This is a genomic window from Profundibacter amoris, from assembly GCF_003544895.1.
Classification (GTDB): Bacteria; Pseudomonadota; Alphaproteobacteria; order Rhodobacterales; family Rhodobacteraceae; genus Profundibacter; species Profundibacter amoris.
Map to the genome: position 1 here is coordinate 2679613 of NZ_CP032125.1, position 19311 is coordinate 2698923.

General features: G+C 58.1%; 22 protein-coding genes and 1 pseudogene. 7 read left to right on the top strand and 16 right to left on the bottom strand.

From position 1 onward, the window contains the following. Window positions 1–38: 38 nt before the first annotated feature. Complete coding sequence (locus tag BAR1_RS13330) at window positions 39–569, bottom strand: gamma-glutamylcyclotransferase (RefSeq protein WP_118944483.1); 531 nt, start codon at window positions 567–569, stop codon at window positions 39–41. A gap of 81 nt (window positions 570–650) precedes the next feature. On the opposite strand from BAR1_RS13330, the gene BAR1_RS13335 reads away from it, so the two are divergent. After that, window positions 651–1664, top strand: coding sequence for a DUF2125 domain-containing protein (locus BAR1_RS13335; RefSeq protein WP_118943475.1), 1014 nt, complete (start codon window positions 651–653; stop codon window positions 1662–1664). Here BAR1_RS13335 and BAR1_RS13340 read toward each other — a convergent pair. The 6 genes from BAR1_RS13340 to BAR1_RS13365 all read right to left on the bottom strand — a co-directional run bounded on the left by BAR1_RS13340 (window position 1661) and on the right by BAR1_RS13365 (window position 7183). After that, window positions 1661–1945: a hypothetical protein gene (locus BAR1_RS13340; RefSeq protein WP_118943476.1), complete on the bottom strand. Its 285-nt coding sequence runs from the start codon at window positions 1943–1945 to the stop codon at window positions 1661–1663. The two genes, BAR1_RS13335 and BAR1_RS13340, sit on opposite strands and share 4 nt — an antisense overlap. Further along, a complete protein-coding gene (locus BAR1_RS13345; RefSeq protein ID WP_118943477.1) occupies window positions 1942–2682 on the bottom strand; it encodes a hypothetical protein in 741 nt (246 codons plus the stop codon). The genes BAR1_RS13340 and BAR1_RS13345 overlap by 4 nt, the downstream gene beginning before the upstream one ends. A 125-nt stretch (window positions 2683–2807) precedes the next feature. Continuing rightward, window positions 2808–3707, bottom strand: coding sequence for an extensin-like domain-containing protein (locus BAR1_RS13350; RefSeq protein ID WP_162891790.1), 900 nt, complete (start codon window positions 3705–3707; stop codon window positions 2808–2810). Next, window positions 3707–4621 carry a prephenate/arogenate dehydrogenase family protein gene (locus tag BAR1_RS13355; protein ID WP_118943478.1) on the bottom strand — a complete coding sequence of 305 codons (915 nt, stop codon included), beginning with the start codon at window positions 4619–4621 and terminating at the stop codon, window positions 3707–3709. Before BAR1_RS13355 ends, BAR1_RS13350 begins: the two co-directional genes overlap by 1 nt. Beyond that, complete coding sequence (hisC, locus tag BAR1_RS13360; RefSeq protein WP_118943479.1) at window positions 4621–5706, bottom strand: histidinol-phosphate transaminase; 1086 nt, start codon at window positions 5704–5706, stop codon at window positions 4621–4623. Before hisC ends, BAR1_RS13355 begins: the two co-directional genes overlap by 1 nt. A gap of 88 nt (window positions 5707–5794) precedes the next feature. After that, window positions 5795–7183, bottom strand: coding sequence for an aminotransferase class V-fold PLP-dependent enzyme (locus BAR1_RS13365; RefSeq protein WP_118943480.1), 1389 nt, complete (start codon window positions 7181–7183; stop codon window positions 5795–5797). A 98-nt stretch (window positions 7184–7281) separates the two neighbouring features. Here BAR1_RS13365 and BAR1_RS13370 point away from each other — a divergent pair, with 98 nt between their 5' ends. Beyond that, entirely contained in the window at window positions 7282–7746 is a 465-nt protein-coding gene (locus BAR1_RS13370; protein WP_118943481.1) for an Lrp/AsnC family transcriptional regulator, read from the top strand. Between the two features lie 186 nt (window positions 7747–7932). Here the strand turns inward: BAR1_RS13370 and rpsD are convergent, their stop codons facing one another. Next, on the bottom strand, window positions 7933–8553 hold the full coding sequence (gene rpsD, locus BAR1_RS13375; protein ID WP_118943482.1) for a 30S ribosomal protein S4: 621 nt from the start codon (window positions 8551–8553) through the stop codon (window positions 7933–7935). 366 nt (window positions 8554–8919) lie between these two features. On the opposite strand from rpsD, the gene BAR1_RS13380 reads away from it, so the two are divergent. Further along, the gene (locus BAR1_RS13380; RefSeq protein ID WP_118943483.1) at window positions 8920–9126 is read left to right on the top strand and encodes a YgaP family membrane protein; all 207 of its coding nucleotides are present in this window, start codon (window positions 8920–8922) and stop codon (window positions 9124–9126) included. A gap of 37 nt (window positions 9127–9163) precedes the next feature. Here the strand turns inward: BAR1_RS13380 and BAR1_RS13385 are convergent, their stop codons facing one another. Both BAR1_RS13385 and BAR1_RS13390 read right to left on the bottom strand, forming a co-directional pair. Next, a complete protein-coding gene (locus BAR1_RS13385; RefSeq protein ID WP_118943484.1) occupies window positions 9164–9796 on the bottom strand; it encodes a class I SAM-dependent DNA methyltransferase in 633 nt (210 codons plus the stop codon). Between the two features lie 14 nt (window positions 9797–9810). Next, the gene (locus tag BAR1_RS13390) at window positions 9811–10269 is read right to left on the bottom strand and encodes a phage regulatory CII family protein (RefSeq protein ID WP_118943485.1); all 459 of its coding nucleotides are present in this window, start codon (window positions 10267–10269) and stop codon (window positions 9811–9813) included. Between the two features lie 404 nt (window positions 10270–10673). Here BAR1_RS13390 and BAR1_RS13395 point away from each other — a divergent pair, with 404 nt between their 5' ends. The 3 genes and pseudogenes from BAR1_RS13395 to BAR1_RS13405 all read left to right on the top strand — a co-directional run bounded on the left by BAR1_RS13395 (window position 10674) and on the right by BAR1_RS13405 (window position 14529). Continuing rightward, entirely contained in the window at window positions 10674–11252 is a 579-nt protein-coding gene (locus tag BAR1_RS13395) for a thymidine kinase (RefSeq protein ID WP_118943486.1), read from the top strand. A gap of 156 nt (window positions 11253–11408) precedes the next feature. Continuing rightward, entirely contained in the window at window positions 11409–12419 is a 1011-nt protein-coding gene (locus BAR1_RS13400; protein ID WP_118943487.1) for a TAXI family TRAP transporter solute-binding subunit, read from the top strand. Between the two features lie 74 nt (window positions 12420–12493). Further along, window positions 12494–14529 (top strand): annotated as a pseudogene (locus tag BAR1_RS13405) (TRAP transporter permease). 65 nt (window positions 14530–14594) lie between these two features. Here the strand turns inward: BAR1_RS13405 and BAR1_RS13410 are convergent. Genes BAR1_RS13410 through BAR1_RS13430 form a run of 5 tightly spaced genes read right to left on the bottom strand, consistent with a single transcriptional unit; the run spans window position 14595 to window position 17533 of the window. Further along, entirely contained in the window at window positions 14595–14867 is a 273-nt protein-coding gene (locus BAR1_RS13410) for a hypothetical protein (protein WP_118943488.1), read from the bottom strand. Between the two features lie 10 nt (window positions 14868–14877). Next, the gene (locus BAR1_RS13415) at window positions 14878–15834 is read right to left on the bottom strand and encodes a 2-hydroxyacid dehydrogenase (protein ID WP_118943489.1); all 957 of its coding nucleotides are present in this window, start codon (window positions 15832–15834) and stop codon (window positions 14878–14880) included. Then, on the bottom strand, window positions 15834–16175 hold the full coding sequence (locus BAR1_RS13420) for a tRNA-binding protein (protein WP_118943490.1): 342 nt from the start codon (window positions 16173–16175) through the stop codon (window positions 15834–15836). The genes BAR1_RS13415 and BAR1_RS13420 overlap by 1 nt, the downstream gene beginning before the upstream one ends. Beyond that, on the bottom strand, window positions 16172–16993 hold the full coding sequence (gene proC / locus BAR1_RS13425; RefSeq protein ID WP_118943491.1) for a pyrroline-5-carboxylate reductase: 822 nt from the start codon (window positions 16991–16993) through the stop codon (window positions 16172–16174). The genes BAR1_RS13420 and proC overlap by 4 nt, the downstream gene beginning before the upstream one ends. A gap of 36 nt (window positions 16994–17029) precedes the next feature. Further along, complete coding sequence (locus tag BAR1_RS13430) at window positions 17030–17533, bottom strand: type III secretion system chaperone family protein (RefSeq protein WP_118943492.1); 504 nt, start codon at window positions 17531–17533, stop codon at window positions 17030–17032. Window positions 17534–17767: 234 nt separating this feature from the next. Here BAR1_RS13430 and BAR1_RS13435 point away from each other — a divergent pair, with 234 nt between their 5' ends. Then, window positions 17768–18778 carry an MBL fold metallo-hydrolase gene (locus BAR1_RS13435; RefSeq protein ID WP_118943493.1) on the top strand — a complete coding sequence of 337 codons (1011 nt, stop codon included), beginning with the start codon at window positions 17768–17770 and terminating at the stop codon, window positions 18776–18778. 164 nt (window positions 18779–18942) lie between these two features. Here the strand turns inward: BAR1_RS13435 and BAR1_RS13440 are convergent, their stop codons facing one another. Further along, entirely contained in the window at window positions 18943–19227 is a 285-nt protein-coding gene (locus tag BAR1_RS13440) for an accessory factor UbiK family protein (protein ID WP_118943494.1), read from the bottom strand. Window positions 19228–19311: the final 84 nt, after the last annotated feature.

Below are 19311 nucleotides of genomic sequence, written 5' to 3' on the forward strand. Positions count from 1 at the left end.
CACGATAGTGCGATGAGGCCAAGTTGCCAACCTGCAATTTAACGCTGTTCTGTCAGGGCTTTTACACGCAGGGACAACCAGTCCAGATCATCGTCGGAAATACCCAGTTCGTGCAGGTGATCGGCGGTGTTGTGCAGGTATTCGTCATTCGGCCCGCGCCCGCCAATAGCCGTGGCAATGATCCCCGCCTGTTCTGTCAGCGCCAAGCCGCCGCAATACTGCACATGATCCGCGTCCACCACATAGGTCACGGCCTGCACAAGCCGTCCGTCGCGCAGGGTGACGGGCAACACGGCCTCGACATAGGCCGAGGATATCAGCTCGCGTTCGCGCAGATAGTCCAGCACGCTTTCGGCCTTGTCCGCCGCCACCTTCAGCGCCAACCCGTCGCAACAGGCCCCCTCGGCAGCATCCAGCGCCAGCACCAGACCCGGATGCGCATCGGTGCCGCGATGGTGGATCGAGCGCATACAGAACGAGCGGTGAAACCCGTTTAACGTCGCGATCTGCCGGTCGATATATTCAAACCCCGGATTCCACATCAAAGATCCGTATCCGAACACCCACATCGGGGAATCTGCCATGCGTCTGGTCCTTTTTGCCTCAGCCTTTATAAACACCGATAGCGGACAGGAAAGAAAGGCCGAAATATGCGCAAACTGATCAGCCTGATTGTGGTGATGGCGGGGCTTTGGGGCGGTTACTGGTTTGTTGGCTCCAGCCAGCTGGAAAAGGGGTTCAAGGATTATCTGGCAAAGGAACTGGGGCCGGATGACCCCATCCGCCTGTCCTATTCCGACCTGACCGTGCAGGGGTTTCCCAACCGCTTTGACACCCGCATCACCGATGTTGATCTGACAAATACCATCAACGGCATCCGCTGGCAGGCGCCGTTTTTCCAGATTTACGCGCTCAGCTACAAACCCTACCACATCATCGCCGCCTTGGCGCCACAACAGGTTGTGACCCTGCCCAAACAGGAATTCACCATCAAAAGCGAGATGATAAGGGGCAGTGTCGTGTTCCTGCCAAAGCCCCTGTTCAGCGGCGATGTGATTATTGACCGCAGCAGTTTCGAGATGGTGAATGTGACCGCAGCCTCTGACAAAGGCTGGGAAACGACGATCAGCAAGGGGAATCTGGCCCTGCGCCAAACCCCGACCAAACCGCTGTTCTATGATCTGGCCATTTCGGCGCAGGGTATTGATTTGCCGGATCAATTGCGCGCCCTGATCGACCCCGCGCACCAGCAATCGGCGCTGTTTGACAGTTTCAAACTGGACAGCACGCTGGGCCTGTCCAACCCGCTGGATCTGACCGCCGATCGTGGCGAACACCCCAAGGTGACCGAAATCGAGGTAAAGGATCTGACCATCCACTGGGACGATATCCGCTTTCTGGCCAAGGGCACGTTGCAGATCGGCACAGATGGCTATCCGGTGGGCAAGCTGGATCTGACCGCAGTCAACTGGCAGAAAATGTATGAACTGGCGGACCAGAGCGGCGCGGTCGATCCTGATTTTGCCCCGACCATCCAGAACGGTTTAAAGGTGCTGGCGGGCATGTCCGAGGGCGAGGATGTGATCGAGATTGCATTGAACTTTGCAGATGGGCAGATGTCTCTGGGGCCATTCCCGATCGGACCTGCACCGCGTTTGTATTAGGTTAGCGGCGGGGTTAGCCCTGCCCTACTGGTTTGGTTTGGGACCACGGTTTTGTCTGCTAGCCCCGAGGGACCGCTCCCGTCTACATCATAGGCGATGGCGTAGAAACCGGCGGCTTGGGCTTCGGCGCTCATTTCCGCAATTTGCTCACTTGTTTTCGATATTTTAGCCCCACCAATTTGTGTGTCAACTGCATCAGAAAGCTCAATACCAGCCCCATAACCACGGTTATAGGAATCCATAGAAAGGATGGCCAAAAATAAGTCTTTTGAAATGGTCATTGCAATTTCCTCGCGGTAAAGTCGTTGTCTGTCAATATAGCGGTCGTGCCATTTGGATTTGGAATTCTCATGGGAAACGTCGAACAATCTCCAACCGAACAGCGGTATTCTTTGCGTTTTTCTTTGGGCCAAGTAAAATAATCCAACACCCCCTCAACCACACCCTCGGTGACCGGATCATCCGTCACCTCCAGCGTGATCTCGCGCAGGGCGAACCCCGCCCCGAACACCGCCGCCAAATCCGCCGGATCAACCCGCATAACGCTCGCCGGATCAGACAGATCGCCAAACGTCACCAGCAGCGGGTAGTATTTGAGCGGCACGGGACGGGCCGGCTGGCCCACCTGTTTCTGAATGCGCCCCAGAAAGGCTCCGCGCGATTCCGTATCATATAAATCCCAGAAACTGCGCTCGGCCAGCTCGCTTTTTGGCAGCAGAGCAAACAAATACCGCCCCTCGCCCAGATCAGCCACCACCGCCTCGCCGGTCAGATAATAGCTGCGTTCCGTGCCCGCAAGAGGCAGGCCGCCGGGGAAATAATCCACCCCCATGTGGGTAATGCTGCTGGCCTCAAGAAGGCCGTCTGGCGTGTCGATCCGCAGGGTGAGTTTCTGGTTCCAGTCGTAGCTATGCTGTTTGTAATTGATCAGGCTATACACCTGATACATCGGGTAAAAGATGTAATATCCGCCAAGTAACAGCAGCGGGATCAGCAGGAGCAGGGCGAGGCGTTTCATATATGATTACCGTTTAATTAGTACATCTATTGTCTCCGGTGACAGAGTGCATGGTTTCGCGCACCGATTGCAATAGGGCAAGGGCCAGAATCGCAGCACTCACGGATTGACCGGCGGCCCGATAATTAGCGGCAATAAGATCCACTACGGTATCGCGCCGTGTCGAAATGGAAATGGTCCTGATGGTAGCGGTTGGCGTTTGGTCCCAGAACGGTGCCGAACGGGCCACAGGCGGCGCGGTGCATACGTTTCAGGACAGGCCCTTGGCGGCGGTCGCGCCAGCCTTTCAACACGGTCAGCGAAGTGCCGTTTTTCAGGTTGATTGCGGCGATGTCCACCGCGTGGCCATAGGCGTGTTCGGAAATCTTGGCGCCGCTCTGGCTGTTGCGGGTGCGGCAGGCATAGCTGGCGACGATCCGCAGCGATTTAATGCCCCCGCCCATGCGTCCGACCGCCGGTTTCGCACCACTATGCACCCAGCGTTTCAGCGCCTTGGCGGTGGTGCAGTCGATGGTTGCGGGGGTGGTAAGGGCCACCCCATCCACAGCTGTCACCCTGACAGGGTTGCGGATGCCACAAGCGCCGCGTCCGCGCACCGGCGCAATGGCCTGTCCGCGTATGGCACGATCCCCGCAAACCGACCCACGGCGCGGACCGCGCACTTCGCGGCCAACGCGGGCCGGTGTGACCATTTCGGGTGCCGTATTGGCCTGCGCGATAATCCTGCGCATGTTGCGGGGGCGCGGCAGCGGGCGCAGCGATCTGGCAAGGCCCGGCGGGCCGATAAAGACCGCCGCATCGGGGCGCAAATCGGGGGCGATCATCGGCTGGGTGGTGCGCGGTGCATAGGGGCGCGGCACGGGGCGGATGCGGGCATTATAGAAGACCGGATCCGTGGTCTGGCGCGGGACATAGCCCTGCGGGACGGGCCGTGCCATAGGGCGCAAGGAATAGGACGGGGCATTGGCCAGTGCCATTTGCCCTGACAAAACAAACGCCAGAAGGAAACCAAACAGCCGCAACATCAGGATTTCACCCGTCCGAAATCTGGGGCATCGGTATCCTGCCCTGCCTCGATAATTCCGCGGCGGATGGCCCGGGTGCGGGTGAAATAATCAAACAGGTGATCCCCGTCGCCGGTGCGGATGGCCCGTTGCAGGGCAAAGAGTTCTTCGGTGAAGCGGCCCAGAATTTCCAGCGTGGCGTCCTTGTTGTTCAGGAACACATCGCGCCACATGGTCGGGTCAGACGCCGCAATCCGCGTGAAATCGCGAAAACCGGCGGCAGAGTAATTCACCACTTCGGTATCGGTCACCCGCCCCAGATCATCGGCCACACCAACCATTGTATAGGCGATCAGATGCGGCGCATGGCTGGTGACGGCCAGCACCAGATCGTGGTGGTCGGCCTCCATTTCGTCTGTTCTGGCTCCCATGCCCTGCCATAGGCTTTCCAGCCGGTCGATTGCTGCACGATCACTACCATCAACCGGCACGATCAGGCACCAGCGGTTATCAAACAATTCGGCAAAACCCGAACGCGGCCCCGATTTTTCGGTCCCCGCCAGCGGGTGTGCCGGAATGAAATGCACACCATCAGGGATATGCGGCCCCACCGCCTCGATCACCGCCCGCTTGACCGAGCCAACGTCAGAGACCGTTGCCCCCTTGTCCAGGTGCGGGGCGATTTCGGCGGCGACTCCCCCCATCGCACCAACCGGCACGCACAGCACCACCAGATCAGCGCCCTTCACGGCCTCGGCCGCACTGTCGCAAACACGATCCACCAGTCCGATTTCAGCCGCCACCTTGCGGGTTTCTTCGGAGCGGGCATAGCCCGTGATCTCGCCTGCCAACCCGTCGCGGCGCATGGCGTGGGCCATGGACCCCGCGATCAACCCCAGCCCGATCAGGGCGACACGTTCATAAACCTGCGCCATTACCGCGCCTCCTTGAAACCTGCAACTGCATGGGCAACACGGCGGCACGAGGATTCGTCCCCGACCGTGATGCGCAGGCAGTTGGGCAATTTATACCCCTTGACCAGACGCACAATTATCCCCTGCGATTTCAGATAGGCATCACAGGCCACGGCCTCTTCCTCGCTGGCGAAACGGGCCAGAATGAAGTTGGCGGTCGAGGTATCGGATGGCACGCCCAGTTCGGCCAGGGCTTCGGCGAGCCAGGCCCGCAAACGGGTGTTTTCGACGCGGCATTTGGTGACGTAGTCCTGATCCTTTACCGCCGCAATCGCCGCCGCCATCTGCGCCTGAGACAGGTTGAACGGTCCGCGCACGCGGTTCAGGATGTCGATCAGCGGTTTCGGGCCATAGCCCCAGCCAATCCGCAGCCCCCCCAGCCCGTAGATTTTGGAAAAGGTGCGGGTCATCACCACATTGTCGCGGGCATCCACCAACCCTGCGCCACCGTCAAATCCTTCGACATATTCGGCATAGGCCCCGTCCAGCACCAACAATGCCTTGGGCGGCAGGCCATCGGCAAGGCGGGCAATTTCATTGCCGCCGATCATGGTGCCGGTCGGGTTGTTCGGGTTGGCGACAAACACCAGACGGGTTTTGTCGGTGCAGGCCGCCAGCAGGGCGTCCACATCGGTGACCCGCTCGCGCTCTTTGGCCTCGACGGGGGTCGCCCCTGCCGCCAATGCGGAAATGCGATACATGGAAAACCCGTGTTCGGTGAACAGCACCTCGTCGCCGACACCGGCAAAGGCCTGGCACAGAAAGGCGATGATTTCATCCGAGCCGGCGCCACAGATGATCCGCTCGGGGTCCAGATTATGAACCTCGGCAATCGCCTGACGTAATTCGGCGTGGTCGGTTGACGGGTAGCGGTGCAGTTCATGGGCAGCGCGCACAAACGCCTCTTGCGCGGCCTCGGAGGGGCCAAAGGGGTTTTCATTCGAGGACAGTTTCACCACATCCGACAGGCCATCCACGGTGGCTTTGCCGCTTTGATAAAGGTCAATCTGCATGATCCCGGGCTGCGGGGTTATCCTGGCCGTCATAGCTACAACACTCCTGTTACGAAGCGTTTTAGCCGAGCGGATGCAGCAATGCCAGACGCATTAGCGGCGCATTTTGCAACCGTTGCGCTTATGCGGCGTAGCGCGCGGCGGCCTGATCATAGGTGTTGGCCAGAATGTTCACGGAATCGATGATGTAATGCACAGTTTGATCCGTCATCAGGTAACCGAAATTCAGGCGCACCCAGCCGGGTTTATGCACCTCGTTTCCGGCCAGAATTTCATGCCGCAACCGGTCGGAATAGTCGTGGTCGATGTTCAGCAGGCGATGGCCGTAAGGACCGGCGCAGGCACAGCCGCCGCGGGCCTGAATGCCGTAAATATCGCTTAACAGACGGGTGAACACCTGTTCCGACACCGGTTTTCCGGCACTGTCGCGCACCAGAAAGGAAAAAATCGGCAGGCGATGGGCGGTCGGATGCCCCAGCAGGGTCAGACGCGGGTTGTTGGCCCAGCCACGGCGGGCCATTTGCACGAATTCGGCCTCGCGGGCGGCGATGCGTTCTTCTCCGATCGCTTCCTTGATCAGGAACACCAGTGCCGCGCGGATGTCGCCAATGACGTTGGGTGTGCCCGCTTCTTCGCGCTCGGACAGGTTGCCGGTGTAATCGTGGTTCCACGGCGAGACAAAACAGACGGTGCCCCCACCGGGCGCAGTGGGCACCTTGCGGTGCACCACGGATTTGCGCAGGATCAACACGCCCGAGGCCGCAGGGCCACCGGGGAATTTATGGGCCGAGACCACCACAGCGTCCTTTTCAACATCCGTACCGCTGCACATATCTATCGGCAGATACGGCCCGCCACCGGCGTAATCCCAGACTGACAGGGCGCCGTGTTTCTTTAGCAATCGCGCAACCGGATCGGGGTCGGTGATAATGCCGGTGACGTTGGAGGCGACCGAGAAACTGCCGATCATCAGGTCCGCGCCAGCGTGATCCTGCAAGGCCATTTCCAGCACATCCAGATCCGGCCCGCCATTGGCGCTTTCGGGAATTTCTACGACCTCGGCCTTGCTCTCGCGCCACGGCAACATGTTCGAGTGATGCTCGTAGGGGCCGATAAATATCACCGGATTCCTCGCCTCGTTCACCCCCAGCAGGGCCACCAGCCGATTCAACCCTGCCGTCGCGCCTGATCCTGTAAAGATCACCGCGCAATCCTCGCCCGCCTTGGTGACGCGGGCAATTTCACCACGGGCCTGTTCACGCAGGCGGGTCATGTAGCCACCGCAATAGGAGGCCTCGGTGTGGCTGTTGGCGTAATAGGGCAGCACCTGTTCGGAAATGAACCCCTCGACCTGCCGCAAGGCACGGCCCGAGGCGACGTAATCGGCATAGACCAGCGGCACGGGATCATCAGCGCCGGGGATCATCGCGCCTTCGCCGATCAATCCGGCACGCAGGTCGGCAATCGGATTATCGCTGGACAGCATGGATTTGAAAGCATTCAGGGGCATGGGATATTCCTGTTGTTTTCGCAGTAATACACCCTTTAATCTACAATTATGCTCTTACTTCACTTGATATATCCACATTTTTGTTGTCAATTGACCACATGAAGCAAGGAATCGTAGATCATATCGACAGGCAGCTACTAAAAGAGCTGCAGGAAAACGCAGACCTGTCGCAACGCCAGTTGGCCGACCGGATCGGCATATCGCAAAACGCATGCTGGCGGCGGTTGCAGGCACTGACAGCGGCGGGAGTGTTGCGCGGGGCCACCGCACGGCTGGATCGGCAGCAGTTGGGGCTGGGGCTGGTGGTGTTCGTGATGCTGCGAACGCGGCACCATTCGGCGGATTGGATAGCGCAGTTTCGCCGCCATGTGCTGACCATCCCCGAAGTGGTGGATTTTCACCGGATCGGCGGCGATTACGACTACCAGCTAAAGGTGGTGACCGAAGACATGGCCAGCTACGATGGCGTTTACCAGCGATTGATTGAAAAGGTGGAGCTGGATTCCGTCACATCCTATTTCGCGATGGAAGCCATTGCCGAAGGGCGCCCGTTGCCTTTGTGACCGAAAAATGCCCGTGTTTTCCGATGTCATTCAATGCTGTCGCGACATATCCATTAAACCGGTTTAGTGGATATGTTAGGCAACAAATTTACCGCTACTAATCATAGCCTTACAGCAATTCAGGCATAAAAAAAGGGCCGCGCAAATTGCACAGCCCTTTCGGAATTTCGCAAATATCGGCCAAGATCAGTTCTTGGCGTAGAATTCCACCACCAGGTTCGGTTCCATCATCACCGGATAAGGCACATCGCCCAATGTCGGTGTGCGCAGGAACGTCGCGGTCATTTTCGAGTGGTCCACTTCGATGTACTCGGGCACATCACGCTCGGCCAGCTGGGTGGCCTCGAGAAGAACAGCCATCTGTTTGGAACGATCACGCACTTCGATCACGTCGCCTTCTTTAACGCGGTAGGACGGGATGTTCACTTTTTTGCCGTTCACACGGACGTGGCCGTGATTCACAAACTGGCGGGCGGCAAATACGGTTGCCACGAATTTGGCACGGTAAACAACAGCGTCCAGACGACGCTCCAGCAGACCGATCAGGTTTTCACCTGTATCGCCTTTGACGCGCTCGGCTTCACCATAAATGCGGCGGAACTGTTTTTCGGTCAGGTCGCCGTAGTACCCCTTCAGCTTTTGCTTGGCGCGCAGCTGGATGCCGAAATCCGACAGTTTCTGCTTGCGGCGCTGACCGTGCTGGCCGGGGCCATATTCGCGACGGTTAACAGGGGATTTGGGGCGGCCCCAAATGTTTTCGCCCATGCGGCGGTCTAGTTTGTGCTTGGCAGCTGTGCGTTTGGTCACGGCTGATCTCCTTCGGTATATATGCGCCATAAGCGCGAGAAGGGCGTTGTCCTTTCCCTCCCCTTGAACCGGTTCGGGCGACAGGCATCCTTTTGCAAGGGCCACCAACACCAAATGATTGCCCCAGCCGGTGAGGGCCGGGAACTTGGCGCTTCTAGGGGGCACCCGCATCAGAGTCAACATAGTTTGGCGAATATCAACGCTAATAGTGGCGCTTCGGATTTGCCGCACCCGAAATTGGCCGATTTTCTATGCAACAGCCCTCGAATATGACAATAAAGGCTTGCATATGGCTAAACATATTCCTAAATACGAATATGTTCTTAACCGGCACCAATGTGCCTGCTCAACCGAAAGGAATGAAATATGACTTCTGAACGCGCTGTGCTGGCCTTTGCCGGCATTATGGTCATCCTGTCTGTGATCCTGACAAACTATGTTCACCCGGGCTTTATGTGGCTGACAATTTTTGTCGGGGCAAACCTGTTTCAATCTGCTTTCACCGGCTTTTGTCCGGCTGGCAAGATTTTCCAGAAACTGGGCTTCAAATCTTCCGAAGGCAGCTGCTGCTAATGATTGTCGGCGCACCCCCAATTTTCGGGGCGCGCCGCTAGCGCTTGCGAAACAGCGCTACAGATGATCGCGTCTGTTGCAACCTGGCCTCGGCCTGCTTGCCATACCCGCAGGTTTCAAAAATCTCGAACCCGTCGATCCTGCCTTTCAGCGAAGCGAATTTGGCCGCGAACCCGTTGGCCTTGTAAACCTCGGCATTGATTCCCAAAGCGAACAATGCCCCCGAACGGGCCAGCCGCAACAATTCGTCTATCGCCTCCGATCCAACATGGCCGTGGGTAAAGGTGCCAACCGAAATCACCCCGCCATAGGACGAATCCGGAATATCGACCTGTCCGGTCAGGTCCCCCTGTATGATATTGCGATAACATCCTTTGGAGTCAGCGACGACCAGCATTTCATGTGATATGTCCAGCGCGTCTATGGGGGCCAAGCCATGCGCTGTGAGGGCTTCACCAACCAGGCCCGTGCCCGCCCCGACATCCAGTACAGGCATGTCCACGTCGCACCGCTTTGCGAACTGTTCGGCAATCAGTTGCGGATTTCGGTAATCATTGGCTTTGGCAAAGTCCTGATCGTAGGTTTTCGCCCACTCGCGATATAACGCGACCGAATCCTCGGGCGTTTTCAGCGCATAGGCTGCATCTCGATCCGGTTTTGAATCTGCCATATTCCCTCGTAACCCTATACCGCATCATCCTCCAGATGCAGTTTCATATCCATCAACACATGCTGGAGTGCCAGTGTTTCGCGCAACAGGCGCTTGGCCTCGTTAATAGTGATCACGCCATCCTCGATGGCCTGTCCGTATTCCGTCATCAACATGGCAAATCTTTGCGACAGGGCAACCACATCCGCATTTACCCCGCCCCCTTCCGGCATGTTGCGCTTTTCCAAATGGAAAGAAATCGTCACACCGGCCAGATCCGCCAGTGCTGAGGTCACATGCGGGTAATCTGCTTCCTGCTCAAGCGCAGCAGCAGCATCAAGCGGCATAAAGCGATCGGCATGTTCAACCGCGTCCGAATAGTACCGCCCAAGCGTCGCCTTTGACTTGCCCGTCAGCCGGCAGGCATTCTCGATACCTACATCCTTGACCAGGGCTTCGGTGTGCTTCTTTAGGTACTTCTTAACATCAACCATTTAAGACTCCTTGCAGGATTCCCGATTTAGGGGGAATTGCCCATTTCTTTTCCCATTAATCATTTCCGACAGGTTTGTCATATAGAAATCCAGTCCCGTGTTTTGGGATTGCAGTGAGTGGCCGGCGTTCCCGACGTTGGTATTGGGTGGGGTCTTCGTGCTTCTGTTGTGTGGGAGCAGCAGGGCCGGTGCAAACCGGCAGCGGCGCGGAAACCCTTTCTGTTTGTATCAGGTGCAGAGGTCCGGTTCATCCCCAGGCGTGAGCCAGTACCGGACCTCTTATTTCCCCGATTACCCTTGATATATTGGCTTTGGTCCGTTTGTTTCAACGGCATTCCCTTTCAGATACACTGTAAAACAAACCCGTCTTGCACATCTTTGACGGTTGCGGCAAAACTGCGTGCATGGCTAAACTATATTTTCACTATTCGACAATGAACGCCGGCAAATCGACGATTTTGCTGCAAGCCTCATACAACTATCGCGAACGCGGAATGCAGACCTATCTTATCACGGCCCGCCTGGATAATCGGGCCGGTGAAGCCAAGATCGCATCGCGAATCGGTATTGATGACGAGGCCGATACATTTGAAACCGGCGAAGATCTGTATGCCAAGATCCAGACGCGGCTGGACCAAGGCCCCTGCGCCTGCATCTTTATCGACGAATCACAATTCCTGACCAAGGAACAGGTCTGGCAACTGGCCCGTGCAGTAGATGATCTGAATGTGCCGGTGATGTGTTACGGCCTGCGGGTCGATTTTCAGGGCGAGCTGTTCCCCGGATCGGCCGCCCTGCTGGCACTGGCCGACGAAATGCGCGAGGCCCGCACGATCTGCCATTGCGGCAAGAAAGCAACGATGGTTGTGCGCATGGACGGGGACGGCAATGTGATCATCGACGGGGATCAGGTGCAGATCGGCGGCAACGAAAGCTATTTGTCGCTGTGTCGCAAACACTGGCGGGAAGCGACAGGAAATTAGCAATTTCCGGCAGTTGCCCCTTGGCAATTCGGGCAAAGGTGGGTTTACTGCAAATCTGGAACGAAAACCACAGGGGCGATTGCAACAACCTATTCCTGCCTAACCCTTGTGAAATACGCGGACAAAACCACGAAAACCTATCTACGGGAGAGAGACATGAAATTCACCAAAGGCTTCAAAGCTGCGATTCTGGGCGCCGCCCTTGTTGCAGGGGTCGCCACAACGGCCGCCGCACAAGAGCTGAAATTCTTTACCATCGGCACAGGCGGCACCGCCTATACCTATTATCCGGTTGGCGGCGTTATCGCGAATGCGATTTCCAAGCCCCCCGGATCGCGCCCCTGCGAAGAAGGCGGCAGCTGCGGTGTGGACGGTCTGATCGCATCGGCTGTTTCGTCGCGCGGTTCTGTCGACAACGTAAACGCCATCATTTCCGGCCTGCGCAACTCGGGTTTTGCCCAGTCGGACGTGGCTTACTGGGCCTATACCGGCACCGGCACCATGGAAGGCAAAGCACCCGCAGAAGACCTGCGCACCATTGCCGCCCTGTTTGAAGAGCACATCCATCTGGTGGCGCTGGCTGACAGCGGCATCAATTCGGTTGCCGATCTGAAAGGCAAACGCGTGTCTTTGGACGAGCCTGGCTCGGGCACATATGTTGATGCCAACATGATCCTCGAGGCTGCCGGTGTTTCTTCTGACGACATCACGGCCGAAGCCCTGAAGGGCGGCGCTGCCGCCGAAGCCCTGCGCAACGGCAAGATCGACGCTTTCTTTGTGGTTGCCGGTTACCCGACCGGATCGCTGGTGGAACTGGCCTCGGCCGCTGACATCAAACTGGTGCCGATCGACGGTCCTGCTGCCGATGCACTGACCGAAAAATACGGCTTCTTCGCCAAATCCGATATTCCCGAAGGTGCTTATGAAGGCATTGCAACCACGCCCACCGTGGCCGTTGGCGCGCAGTGGTTCACATCCGCCAAGGAAGATGACGAGCTGATCTACCAGATCACCAAGGCACTGTGGAACGAAAAGTCCCGCAAATTGCTGGACGTGGGCCACGCCAAGGGCAAAAGCATCACGCTGGAAACCGCTCTGAACGGTATCGGTGTGCCGCTGCACCCGGGTGCCGAGCGTTTCTACAAAGAAGTCGGGCTAATCAAATAAGCCTGCTTTGACCAGATACTGGCCCGGGTGTATTTCTGCGCCCGGGCCTTTTGCATATGACGGAACCCCATGCGATGCCCACAGAACCCATCCCCGAACTGACCCCTGAACAACTTGCCGAGATCGAGCGCGAGTACGATCCAGAATTGGCCTTTCGCCAGACCGGCAAAGCCCTGACCATGTTCATCACCACCGCGCTGGTGGCGATGTCGGTCTATCATTTCTATGCCTCGGGCTTTGGCCTGATCCGCGAATTGCTGCACCGCGGCATTCACCTGTCCTTTGTGCTGGGGCTGGTGTTTTTGCTGTTCTCGTGGCGGCGTTCGGATGCCGGTGTGCTGGCTCCGCCCACATGGTATCGCTTCAGCGGTGTTTCCATCCTTGATATGGTCTTTTCCTTTCTGGCCGTTGGCGCGTCGCTTTACCTGCCGCTGCTGCCGCCGGAAATCGTTGCCGAACGCGTCGGCAACCCGTCCCAGGGCGATGTGTTCATGGGCACCGCCCTGCTGGTGCTGGTGCTCGAGGCTGCACGCCGCTCGATCGGGCCGACCCTGCCGATCATCGCCATGATCTTTATCGCCTTCGCCATCTTTGGCCCCTACGCGCCGGCGCATTGAAACACGGCGGTACCAGCTGGCTGGGCCTGATCAACCACCTTTATATGACCAATCAGGGCATCTACGGCATCGCCATTGGCGTGATGGCGCAATATGTGTTCCTGTTCATCCTGTTCGGTGTGCTGGCCACAAGGATCGGCCTTGGGCAATTGTTTATCGACATCGCCATGGTCATCGCCGGCCGCTATTCCGGCGGCCCTGCCAAGGTGGCGATTTTCTCGTCCGCCTTCATGGGCACGATTTCCGGCTCCTCTATCGCCAACACCGTGACCACCGGCGCGCTGACCATTCCGGCGATGAAAAAGGTCGGCTACCCCGCTCATTTCGCCGGCGCGGTCGAGGCCACGTCCTCGACCGGTGGCCAGATCACCCCGCCCATTCTGGGAGCGGCAGCGTTTATCATGGTGGAATACCTTGAAATCCCGCTGCGCGATGTTCTGGCCGCGGCGCTGTTTCCGGCATTGCTGCACTATTTCGGTATCTTCACCATGGTACATCTTGAGGCCAAAAAGCTGGGCCTACGCGGTTTGAAAGCCGAAGAGCTGCCCAAATTGGGCATTGTGCTGAAACAGCACTGGCTGTCGATCATCCCGCTGGGCATTCTGGTTTACCTGATCCTGTCAGGGCGCACCCCCGATTTTGCCGCCGTCTACGGCATCATCGCCTGCGTGGTTGTCGGTTTCCTCAATCCGGTCAACCGCCTGTCGATTGCGGATCTGTGGGATTCGCTGGCCGCCGGGGCCAAGAACACCCTTGCTGTCGGAGCCGCTGCGGCCTGTGTTGGTATCATCGTTGGCGTCGTCACTCTGACAGGTGTCGGTTTCCGTCTGGGTTATGTTGTGGTGCAAACCGCGACCGACATCGGCGCATCTATCAGCGCGATCTACCCGTTCAGCTATTTCGAGGTTGGACAATGGGCGCTGTTTGTTTCGCTGATCCTGATTGCGATTGCCTGTATCATCATGGGGGCCGGCATTCCGACCACCGCGACCTATATCATTCTGGTCGCCGTTGCCGCGCCTGCCTTGGCCGTATTGCAGGTGCAGCCGCTGGTGTCGCACTTCTTTGTCTTTTATTACGGCGTTCTGGCCGACATCACCCCGCCCGTGGCGCTGGCCGCCTATGCGGCGGCGGGGATTGCCGGATCGAACCCGTTCAAGACAGGCAACACCGCGTTCCGGCTGGGTATTGCCAAGGCGCTGGTGCCTTTTGTGTTCGTCTACTCGCCAGCCTTGCTGCTGGTGGCGGACGGGTTCACCTGGTATTCCTTTGCCATCACCCTGCTGGGCGCGATGATGGGGATCGGCAGCATGGGCACCGCCTTTGCCGGCTACTTCATCGCACCGCTGACAATGGTTGAACGCTGGTGGATTGCCCTCGTATCCTTCCTGTTCATCGCGCCGGGTCTGACGACCATGGCCGTTGGCCTGGTGCTGTTGCTGCCCATCGCCTTGCTGCAAATCAAGCGCCGCAATGCGCTGGCAATGGCCTAAAACAAGAACGGCGCAGCGGGGAAACCTGCTGCGCCGTTGTTCAATTTCTTAAAAGAATAGCTTGCTTACAACAGGGCAGCGCGAAGAATTCCAAAGCACCCGATCAGCAACAGCGCCCAGTTACTAGCTGTAATATGCAGATGCCATTTCCCAAGTATCGCCAGTATAATCCACATAATGGCCAGGACAAGTAAGGTTCCAAAAATTCCACCCAACAAAAAGAAATTCAACATACCGTCCATGCCGTAACCTAAAAGATATTTGGACAGCGCATTGCTTAAACCGTAAAAACCGGCCAGCCACAGGGTTGTTATTTTTGATGACATATCAAATTTCATTTACGACCTGCTAAACCTTGTTTGGTGTTTCTCTGCCTGCGAAAAACGCGCGCAGGTTTTCAACCGCCATCATCCCCATATTCGTGCGCACCTCTTGGGCATTGGTGCCCAGATGCGGCAACAGAACCACGTTATCCAGCGCCTTCAGGGCATCGGGCACATGCGGTTCCTGTTCGTAAACATCCAGCCCCGCACCAGCAATCTGCCCACTCTGCAAGGCCGCAATCAGCGCCGCCTCGTCAATCACATCCCCGCGCGAGATATTGACCAGACAGGCATGCGGCTGCATCGCCTTTAGCGCGGCCCCGTCAATCAGATGATGCGATTCAGCACTACCCGGCACCGCCAGCACAACCACATCCGCCGCCGCCATCACATCGGCCAGTGATCCCAGCTGTTTTGCAGGCACCCCCGCATCCGCCACCGTCGAGCGGTTGTGAAACACCACATCCATGCCAAACCCGTGATGGCACCGCCGCGCAATCGCCTTGCCAATCCGGCCCATGCCGATAATCCCGACCGTCTTGCCGCCAATGTGCATCCCCAGCATCTGCACCGGATGCCAGCCGTTCCAGTTACCCGAGCGCACCAGCCGTTCCCCCTCGCCCGCCCGCCGCGCCGTCATCAGGATCAGCGTCATGGCAATGTCGGCAGTGGCATCGGTCACAGCCCCCGGTGTGTTGGTCACGGTAATGCCCCTGGCCGTGGCCGCGGCCACGTCGATGTGGTTATACCCCACCCCGAAATTCGCCAGTATCTTGCAGCGCGGTTCATCCACCCGCCCGATGGCATCCGCCGTTAAAGCATCGCCCAGCGTCGGCAAAACCGCATCATAGCCCATCAGGGCAGCCGAGGCTTCGTCCTCGCTCATCGGCTGTGTCGTTGGGCGCAGGGTGACGTCGTATTCCGCCCGCAAAACCTGCATCACCGGTTCCGTCAGGGCGCGCGAGACCAGCAAGCGTTTCATCAATGCATCCTTCCGCCGTTGGGCACCACCTGATCCGGTGCCAGCAGCACAATCGCCCCATCGGCATCCGGCACACCCAGCACCAGAACCTCGGACATGAATTTACCGATCTGGCGCGGCGGGAAATTCACCACCGCCACCACTTGCCGCCCGATCAGGGTCTGCGGCGTGTAATGGTCGGTGATCTGGGCCGAGGTCTTGCGCTCGCCGATCTCGCCGCCGAAATCCACCCACAGCTTGATCGCCGGTTTGCGTGCCTCGGGGTAGGGTTCGGCCCGCAGCACGGTGCCGACACGGATATCCACCTTCAGAAAATCGTCAAAATCCAGATCATTGCTCATTTCGACAGCTCCTTTGAACGGTCACTGGAGGCCGCCACCGCCCGCTTCATCAAAGGGGTCAATCCGGTTTCAGGGTCCATCAGAACCTCCAGCGCTGCGGCTGTGGTGCCTTGCGGGCTGGTCACATTCACCCGCAGCTGGGCGGGATCCTCGTCCGCGGCTTCGGCCAGTTGCCCCGCCCCCGAAACCGTGGCCTTGGCCAGTTGCATCGCCATATCGGCGGGCAATCCCTGCTCCACACCGGCGGCCGCCAATGCCTCGATCATCAGGAACACATAGGCAGGGCCGGAGCCGGAAACCCCCGTCACCGCATCAATCTGCGCCTCGTTTTCCAGTCGCACGGTTTGACCCACGGCCTGCAACAGGGAATCCGCCAGCGCCAGTTCCCCGTCGCCGGTATTGCCATTGCCAACCAGCGCCGTGATGCCGCGCGAAATGGCGGCGGGTGTGTTCGGCATGGCACGGATAATCGGGGTATCCGCCCCCAGCGCCTGTTCGTAGAACGCCAGTGATTTACCCGCCGCAACCGAGATAAACAACGTCCTGCCATTGCCCAGCGGGGTCAACACCGGCAGGGCTTGCTCCATCATCTGCGGCTTGACCGCAATCAGGACAATCGCCGGCGCATCGGGTAAATCCGTGTTCAGATGCAGCCCTTCGGCTACCAGCCCCTGCACCCAGTCATTGGGGCGCGGGTCCAGAATCCAGACCGAGGCAGCGGGCAACCCCTGCCCCAGCCAGCCCTGCAACATGGCCGATCCCATCTTGCCACAGCCCAGCAACACCAGCCCGCGTTTCTTTACGTCATTCATATCCATTTTGTTCGTCCCTGTTATCCGTCGTTGGAAAACAGGTTAGGCCCGACCGTAAGCCTCTGCAATGGCAACCTGCATCGCATCTTCAACCGATTGATCGCCCCAGACGACCAGTTGAAACGCCGGATAGAACCGTTCCGCCGACAAGACAGCCGCATTGATCAGGGTCGAAATCTGCTCGGCCCCCGCCATCTGCCCGCCTGACAGCACCAGCCCGTAACGATATACCATCAGCCGCTGTTCGCGCCAATAGGTAAAGGCGCCCGACCAGCAGCGGTCATTCACCGCGTTCAGCGCCTCGTAAAGCTGCGGCAGCTTTTCGTCTGGCGGCTCCATCTCGAACGTGCAGATCAGGCGCAGGGCCTCGTCCGTATCCGACCACGCCAGCGTGATGGAATAGGTGCGCCATTGCCCCTCGACCGCCATAGCGATCTGGTCATCGGCTACGCGGTCGAAATCCCATGCGTGATGCTGGGCCAGTGTTTCAACGATGTCGATCGGATGCAGATCATCTGCATCCATAAACTGCTCGGATAGCGACATGTGCCTGACCTCTACTGCTTCAATTCCTGCGGGTGGCAGCCCACAACAATTAGGCCTCGATACCAGAACCGGTGGATGTTACCGCCTGTTCTTACTAGATATGGTGGTGCATAGGGGCGGCCCTGTAAAGATTTTTCTTCAGGTTATCCCCAGATAAATTCTGGATACGCTTGTTGAAAACTGCCCGGCCGCCCCACATCTGTTCAGAACCGACCCGAACCGGAAAGCGCGCCAATGCCCCCCGAACACGATGCCGAAATCCATAAAAACGGCTGCTATCACAACGCTCCGCCTTTTGCCGAGCTGCGCAATCCGATGGGCCGGGCCGCGCAGATCAGGCAATTCCTGTTCAAACGCACCCCGAATGCTGTGCCCGCTGGCAACATCCCGATTGTCCCTCTGAACCGGCAGGACCTCGAGTCCCGGCGCGAAAACGGCGAAATCCACCTCTACCGGCTGGGCCATTCAACCGTGCTGCTGAAACTGGGGGGCGATTACTGGCTGACCGATCCGGTCTTTTCCAACCGCGCCTCGCCCAGCCGGCTTGCCGGCCCCAAACGGTTTCACAACACGCCGATTACCATCGCCGACCTACCCGATATCACAGGCGTGATCATCTCGCATAACCACTATGACCATCTGGATAAATCCGCGATCAAACAGTTGAATGGCAAGGTCGGGCATTTCATCACCACTCGTGGCACCGGCAAATACCTGAAACGCTGGGGCGTGGCCGAAACCCGCATCACCGAACTGGGCTGGTGGCAATCACACAACCACGGCGACACCACCCTGACCGCCACCCCGTCGCAACATTTCTCGGGGCGCGGGCTGTTTGACAACAACAAATCGCTTTGGGCCTCTTTCGTGCTGCAACACAACGGTAGAAAAATCTTCTTTGGCTCGGATTCAGGCTATTTTGACGGGTTCAAACAAATCGGCCAGCATTTCGGTGGCTTCGACATCACCCTGATGGAAACCGGCGCCTATAGCGCACTGTGGCCCTATGTGCATATGACGCCTGATCAAACCTATCAGGCCCACAAGGATCTGCGCGGCAAAACCCTGATGCCGATCCACAATTCCACCTTCAAACTGGCATTCCACCCCTGGAAGGAACCGCTGGAGCAGATCACCGAACTGGCCGAACAGGAAAACACCCCCCTGCTCACCCCGCAAATCGGCGAGCGCATCACACTGGGCCAAACCGCATCCCCCCCCCCCCGCTGGTGGCAATCTGTTTAGGCTTCTCTTTTATAAAAATATCCCCGCCGGAGGCATCCGCCACCAAACCAGCCACCACACCGGCAACTCGAAAAACAGCCCCATCCACGACCGCCTCCCCCTTCAGGGGGACCAGAGGGGGTTTTACCGATATCAGAGCGTGGGCGTCAGCCCACTCCGCCAGATCAGGCTTTCTTGGTGCGGGCCGCCGGCTTTTTCTTCTTCGGGGCAGCTTTGGCTTCCAGTGCGTCCAGCCGGGCCTTAAGGGCCTCATTTTCTTCCCGCGCCTTTTGCGCCATCGCCCGTACCGCATCGAATTCCTCGCGCGAAACGAAATCGCGATCCGCCATCCAGCGATCAACCCAGCTTTTCATTGCTGTGTTTGCTTCGTCTTTTGCCCCCTGCGCCACACCCATGGCATTGGTGAACAAATGGGAAATATCATCAAGTACTTTGTTACGAGTTTGCATGGAGGCCTCCAAATTTTGCTGTTAACGCATATATGAGGTGACAATCGGCAAATCACAAGGTTGACTTGACCACAAAACAACAGG

What these genes read in the sequence shown, in the direction of transcription:
- BAR1_RS13330 (WP_118944483.1), bottom strand. Translation starts at nt 569, where the DNA reads ATGTGGGTGTTCGGATACGGATCTTTGATGTGGAATCCGGGGTTTGAA.
- BAR1_RS13335 (WP_118943475.1), top strand. Translation starts at nt 651, where the DNA reads ATGCGCAAACTGATCAGCCTGATTGTGGTGATGGCGGGGCTTTGGGGC.
- BAR1_RS13340 (WP_118943476.1), bottom strand. Translation starts at nt 1,945, where the DNA reads ATGACCATTTCAAAAGACTTATTTTTGGCCATCCTTTCTATGGATTCC.
- BAR1_RS13345 (WP_118943477.1), bottom strand. Translation starts at nt 2,682, where the DNA reads ATGAAACGCCTCGCCCTGCTCCTGCTGATCCCGCTGCTGTTACTTGGC.
- BAR1_RS13350 (WP_162891790.1), bottom strand. Translation starts at nt 3,707, where the DNA reads ATGTTGCGGCTGTTTGGTTTCCTTCTGGCGTTTGTTTTGTCAGGGCAA.
- BAR1_RS13355 (WP_118943478.1), bottom strand. Translation starts at nt 4,621, where the DNA reads ATGGCGCAGGTTTATGAACGTGTCGCCCTGATCGGGCTGGGGTTGATC.
- hisC (WP_118943479.1), bottom strand. Translation starts at nt 5,706, where the DNA reads ATGACGGCCAGGATAACCCCGCAGCCCGGGATCATGCAGATTGACCTT.
- BAR1_RS13365 (WP_118943480.1), bottom strand. Translation starts at nt 7,183, where the DNA reads ATGCCCCTGAATGCTTTCAAATCCATGCTGTCCAGCGATAATCCGATT.
- BAR1_RS13370 (WP_118943481.1), top strand. Translation starts at nt 7,282, where the DNA reads ATGAAGCAAGGAATCGTAGATCATATCGACAGGCAGCTACTAAAAGAG.
- BAR1_RS13380 (WP_118943483.1), top strand. Translation starts at nt 8,920, where the DNA reads ATGACTTCTGAACGCGCTGTGCTGGCCTTTGCCGGCATTATGGTCATC.
- BAR1_RS13385 (WP_118943484.1), bottom strand. Translation starts at nt 9,796, where the DNA reads ATGGCAGATTCAAAACCGGATCGAGATGCAGCCTATGCGCTGAAAACG.
- BAR1_RS13390 (WP_118943485.1), bottom strand. Translation starts at nt 10,269, where the DNA reads ATGGTTGATGTTAAGAAGTACCTAAAGAAGCACACCGAAGCCCTGGTC.
- BAR1_RS13395 (WP_118943486.1), top strand. Translation starts at nt 10,674, where the DNA reads ATGGCTAAACTATATTTTCACTATTCGACAATGAACGCCGGCAAATCG.
- BAR1_RS13400 (WP_118943487.1), top strand. Translation starts at nt 11,409, where the DNA reads ATGAAATTCACCAAAGGCTTCAAAGCTGCGATTCTGGGCGCCGCCCTT.
- BAR1_RS13410 (WP_118943488.1), bottom strand. Translation starts at nt 14,867, where the DNA reads ATGAAATTTGATATGTCATCAAAAATAACAACCCTGTGGCTGGCCGGT.
- BAR1_RS13415 (WP_118943489.1), bottom strand. Translation starts at nt 15,834, where the DNA reads ATGAAACGCTTGCTGGTCTCGCGCGCCCTGACGGAACCGGTGATGCAG.
- BAR1_RS13420 (WP_118943490.1), bottom strand. Translation starts at nt 16,175, where the DNA reads ATGAGCAATGATCTGGATTTTGACGATTTTCTGAAGGTGGATATCCGT.
- proC (WP_118943491.1), bottom strand. Translation starts at nt 16,993, where the DNA reads ATGGATATGAATGACGTAAAGAAACGCGGGCTGGTGTTGCTGGGCTGT.
- BAR1_RS13430 (WP_118943492.1), bottom strand. Translation starts at nt 17,533, where the DNA reads ATGTCGCTATCCGAGCAGTTTATGGATGCAGATGATCTGCATCCGATC.
- BAR1_RS13435 (WP_118943493.1), top strand. Translation starts at nt 17,768, where the DNA reads ATGCCCCCCGAACACGATGCCGAAATCCATAAAAACGGCTGCTATCAC.
- BAR1_RS13440 (WP_118943494.1), bottom strand. Translation starts at nt 19,227, where the DNA reads ATGCAAACTCGTAACAAAGTACTTGATGATATTTCCCATTTGTTCACC.